The following is a 3,795-nucleotide window of genomic DNA, read 5'->3' as shown; positions in this document are numbered from 1 at the left end:
TGGTAATTAACAGTGAAATAGAACCGTTATGATCTTGATGTTCTGAGATAAATTGCTCTAATGCAATCATAAATGCAGCAATACCGCTTTTCATATCCGCAGTGCCGCGTCCATATAATAATCCATCAATAACGGTGGGCTGAAAGGGCGGGCATTTCCATTTGTTTTCAGGGCCTGTAGGCACTACATCAGTATGGCCTGCGAAACAGAAAAGCGGTTTTTCACTGCCTCTGCGTGCCCATAGGTTGGTTGTGTCCTCAAATACCATCACTTCACATACAAAACCTAATTTTTCAAGCCGGGAAATTAATAGAGGCTGGCAGCCGGCATCTTCAGGTGTAATTGAACGTCGACTTACTAAATCTTTTAATAAAGCCAAAACAGGGCTATCTGACATGGTACTTCCTTATAATGAAAATAGGATTTTGTAAGTTTCTATTTTAAAACCCAATTGATAATTTGAATTATGAATAAGCAGTGGACGTTTGATTAATGTTGGAAATTCGATAAAGAGATCAACCACTGTTTGTGCACTTAATGTTGCTTTTTGCTGCTCACTAAGTTGTCGGTAACTGCTACTGCGTTTGTTAAGAAGATCTGTCCAGGTAAGATTTTCTAGAAATGATTCAATTAAGGCTTTATTTAAACCATCTTTGCGGTAGTCATGAAAAGTATATGGGATATTATTTTGTAAAAGCCATTTTTGTGCTTTTTTAACTGTGTCGCAGTTGGGAATGCCGTACAGAGTTGTGGCCATGATTTACTCGTTAAAAATAAAATGATTGTAACAAGTAATAATAAGAAAAACAGCAGCAAGTTAAGTGTAGGGGAGAAACAAAAAGAGCCGCATAAGCGACTCTTTTAAAGAACAAAAAAAATAAGCAAATTAAGCTATTACTTATTTTACGATTTTAAGAATCGCATCAGTTGCTACTTCAACAGTACCAGACATTTTTTGTAGTTCTTTAATTTCATCCATGTTTGAAATTACAACAGGTGTTAACACAGATTTTGCTTTTTCTTTTAAAAGCTCAAGATCAAACTCGATGATCGTATCACCCATTTTTACTTTTTGGCCTTCTTGTGCAATACGTGTAAAGCCTTCGCCTTTAAGTTCAACTGTATCAATACCGAAATGCACAAAAAGCTCGATCCCAGTATCAGACTCTAAAGAGAATGCATGGTTTGTTTCGAAAATTTTGCCAATTTCCCCATCACAAGGTGCAACCATTTTATTTCCAGTTGGACGAATCGCGATACCGTCACCTACGATTTTTTCAGCAAAAACGACATCTGGCACATCTTCAATGGCAACGATCTCGCCTGAAAGTGGCGCAATAATATCAATAGTGTTGTCTACAGGTGCGTTACCTGAAACTGCTTTTTTTAATGAATTGAAAAACCCCATGGTTTAACTCCAAATGATTATGAATAAAATTTTTTAAAATCGAACGGACTGTCTGCAAGCAATTATAGTCCGTTCAGATAATTAGTTAATGCCTTTGGCTTGATTAAACTCAGTAACCAGGGCTTCAATTTCAGCTGCAGTAGCCACTGACAATGCTTTGTCAGCAAGTGCTTTTACATCTGAGAAATTCGTATTACGAATAATCTTTTTAACTGTCGGGATAGAGATTGCACTCATAGAGAACTCATCAAGCCCCATACCAAGTAGCAGTAACGTTGCTCGTTCGTCACCCGCTAATTCACCACACATACCAGTCCATTTGCCTGCTGCATGTGAAGCATCAATCACTGTTTTGATTATGCTTAATACAGAAGGGGTCATCGGATCGTACAGATCAGAGATAAGTTCGTTACCTCGATCAACCGCAAGTGTGTATTGTGTAAGATCATTTGTACCGATACTAAAGAATTCTACTTCTTTAATCAAGTGGTGAGCGATAGCAGCTGCTGCCGGAGTCTCAATCATCACACCAATTTCGACATTTTCATCAAACGCTTTATGCTCAGCATTAAGCTCTGCTTTAAGCACAGCTAGGATTTCTTTAAGTCTACGAATCTCTTCAACAGAGATAATCATCGGGAACATGATACGGATTTTACCAAATGCAGAAGCACGTAATAAAGCTCGTAATTGCGGGTTCATAATTTCTGGGCGGTCGAAACAGATACGGATTGCACGCCAGCCTAGGAAAGGATTCATTTCAGTTGGCAGATCAAGGTATGGTAAGTCTTTATCGCCGCCGATATCCATAGTACGGATAATACAAGCTTTACCTTCCATCGCTTCAACAACATCTTTATAAGCAATAAACTGCTCATCTTCTGTTGGTAATTGGTCACGGTCCATGAATAAAAATTCAGTACGGTATAGACCAACGCCTTCAGCACCGTTACGTTTTGCACCCTCGGTATCTTTTACAGTACCGATGTTTGAGCAAACTTCAACGTGATGACCGTCAAGGGTCATTGCTGGTAGGTCTTTTAATTTAGCCAGTTCTTCTTTTTCAGCTAAGAACGTAGCTTTAATTTCTTTTGCTTCAGCAAGTTCTGTTTCACTTGGGTTAATAATAACTTTATTATTAAGTGCATCTAAAATGATAAAATCACCATTTTTAACACGTTTAGTAATGTCATTAGTACCAACAATAGCTGGGATTTCAAGCGAACGAGCCATGATTGAAGTATGAGATGTACGACCACCGATATCGGTGATAAAACCCAGTACTTTATCAAGGTTAATTTGTGCTGTTTCTGATGGTGTTAAGTCGTTAGCAATTAATACAACTTCTTCAGTAATATTGCTTAAGTTAACAATTTCAATACCTAACACATTTTTAAGTAAACGGCTTCCGATATCACGGAAATCAGAAGCACGTTCACGTAGATACGGATCTTCTAGCTCCTGCAGCATGTTTGCATTTTCTTCAACAATATTGTGAATTGCAAAGTCTGCAGAGCAGTTATGTTTTTTAATGTAGGCTACGATATCTTCTTCTAGCTCTTCATCTTCAAGGAGCATAATATGCCCTTCAAAGATAGCCTCTTTTTCTTCACCAAATGTTTTTAACGCTTTTTGTTTAACAACTTCAAGTTGAGCAGAAGCCTTTTCACGTCCATCTAGGAAGCGAGTAATTTCCTTATTAACATCTTCAACTTTATCCGTGTTGAGAGAGATTTCATCTTCTTGTAATAACAGTGCTTTTGCAAATGTTATGCCTGGAGATGCAAGAATGCCAGATATCATAATCTATCCTTTAAAATACTAACTAAAAATCCAAATAATACGTTCTACTAACTATTAATGACTATACAAGCTTAGCCATTAATTCAACTAGCGTATCAACTGCTTTTTGTTCATCAGCACCTTCAGCTTTTATATTTACAGATGTACCTTGAGTTAAACCTAAAGTTTGTAGTTTAAATAAGCTTTTAGCACTTGCAGATTTACCACCAACTTCAACAGAAATGTCAGATGCAAAAGATTTAGCTTCTTTAACAAATTGAGCTGCTGGACGAGTATGTAGGCCATTTGGCGCAGTGATAGTTACTGTTTTTTGATACATGGAAACACCTTCATTTTGAGAAATTTATGGGTATTTTTTATTGCAGTGATTAAGAAATTTAATCATAGCAACGTAATAACGAATTTATTTTGCAATTACAAAGTAACGAAAAAATGATTTCATAAGTTTGATATTAGTCAAGTTTATCGTCACAAGCCACACTTTTTTTTCCCTGTGAAAAAAGATCTCTAACAGGGATTAAGTCAAGAACAACATTAAAAATATGTTACTGAATAATCCTTAATTAGTTCGGTCAGGTCAATGT

5 protein-coding genes are annotated in these 3,795 nt (G+C 36.8%); all 5 read right to left on the bottom strand.

Features of this window, described 5'->3' with window-relative positions; all coding sequences use genetic code 11:
• Positions 1-397, bottom strand: a 397-nt coding sequence (locus AC4GME_RS17645; protein WP_490379925.1) for a M20/M25/M40 family metallo-hydrolase, incomplete at its 3' end; no start/stop codon positions are given.
• Positions 398-406: 9 nt separating this feature from the next.
• On the bottom strand, positions 407-757 hold the full coding sequence (locus AC4GME_RS17640; protein WP_490377838.1) for an ArsC family reductase: 351 nt from the start codon (positions 755-757) through the stop codon (positions 407-409).
• A gap of 141 nt (positions 758-898) precedes the next feature.
• Positions 899-1,408, bottom strand: a complete 510-nt coding sequence (gene crr, locus AC4GME_RS17635; RefSeq protein WP_490377839.1) for a PTS glucose transporter subunit IIA — start codon at positions 1,406-1,408, stop codon at positions 899-901.
• An 81-nt stretch (positions 1,409-1,489) separates the two neighbouring features.
• Positions 1,490-3,211, bottom strand: coding sequence for a phosphoenolpyruvate-protein phosphotransferase PtsI (gene ptsI / locus AC4GME_RS17630; protein ID WP_490377840.1), 1,722 nt, complete (start codon positions 3,209-3,211; stop codon positions 1,490-1,492).
• A 61-nt stretch (positions 3,212-3,272) separates the two neighbouring features.
• A complete protein-coding gene (gene ptsH / locus AC4GME_RS17625; RefSeq protein ID WP_490379924.1) occupies positions 3,273-3,530 on the bottom strand; it encodes a phosphocarrier protein Hpr in 258 nt (85 codons plus the stop codon).
• Between the last annotated feature and the right edge of the window lie 265 nt (positions 3,531-3,795).

The organism is Psychromonas sp., from assembly GCF_983033635.1.
Note: the sequence above shows the minus strand (reverse complement) of the source record. Positions and strands in the feature narration are given on the sequence as shown.

Coding starts and splice junctions, on each gene's coding strand:
- AC4GME_RS17640 (WP_490377838.1), bottom strand. CDS start 757: ATGGCCACAACTCTGTACGGCATTCCCAACTGCGACACAGTTAAAAAA.
- crr (WP_490377839.1), bottom strand. CDS start 1,408: ATGGGGTTTTTCAATTCATTAAAAAAAGCAGTTTCAGGTAACGCACCT.
- ptsI (WP_490377840.1), bottom strand. CDS start 3,211: ATGATATCTGGCATTCTTGCATCTCCAGGCATAACATTTGCAAAAGCA.
- ptsH (WP_490379924.1), bottom strand. CDS start 3,530: ATGTATCAAAAAACAGTAACTATCACTGCGCCAAATGGCCTACATACT.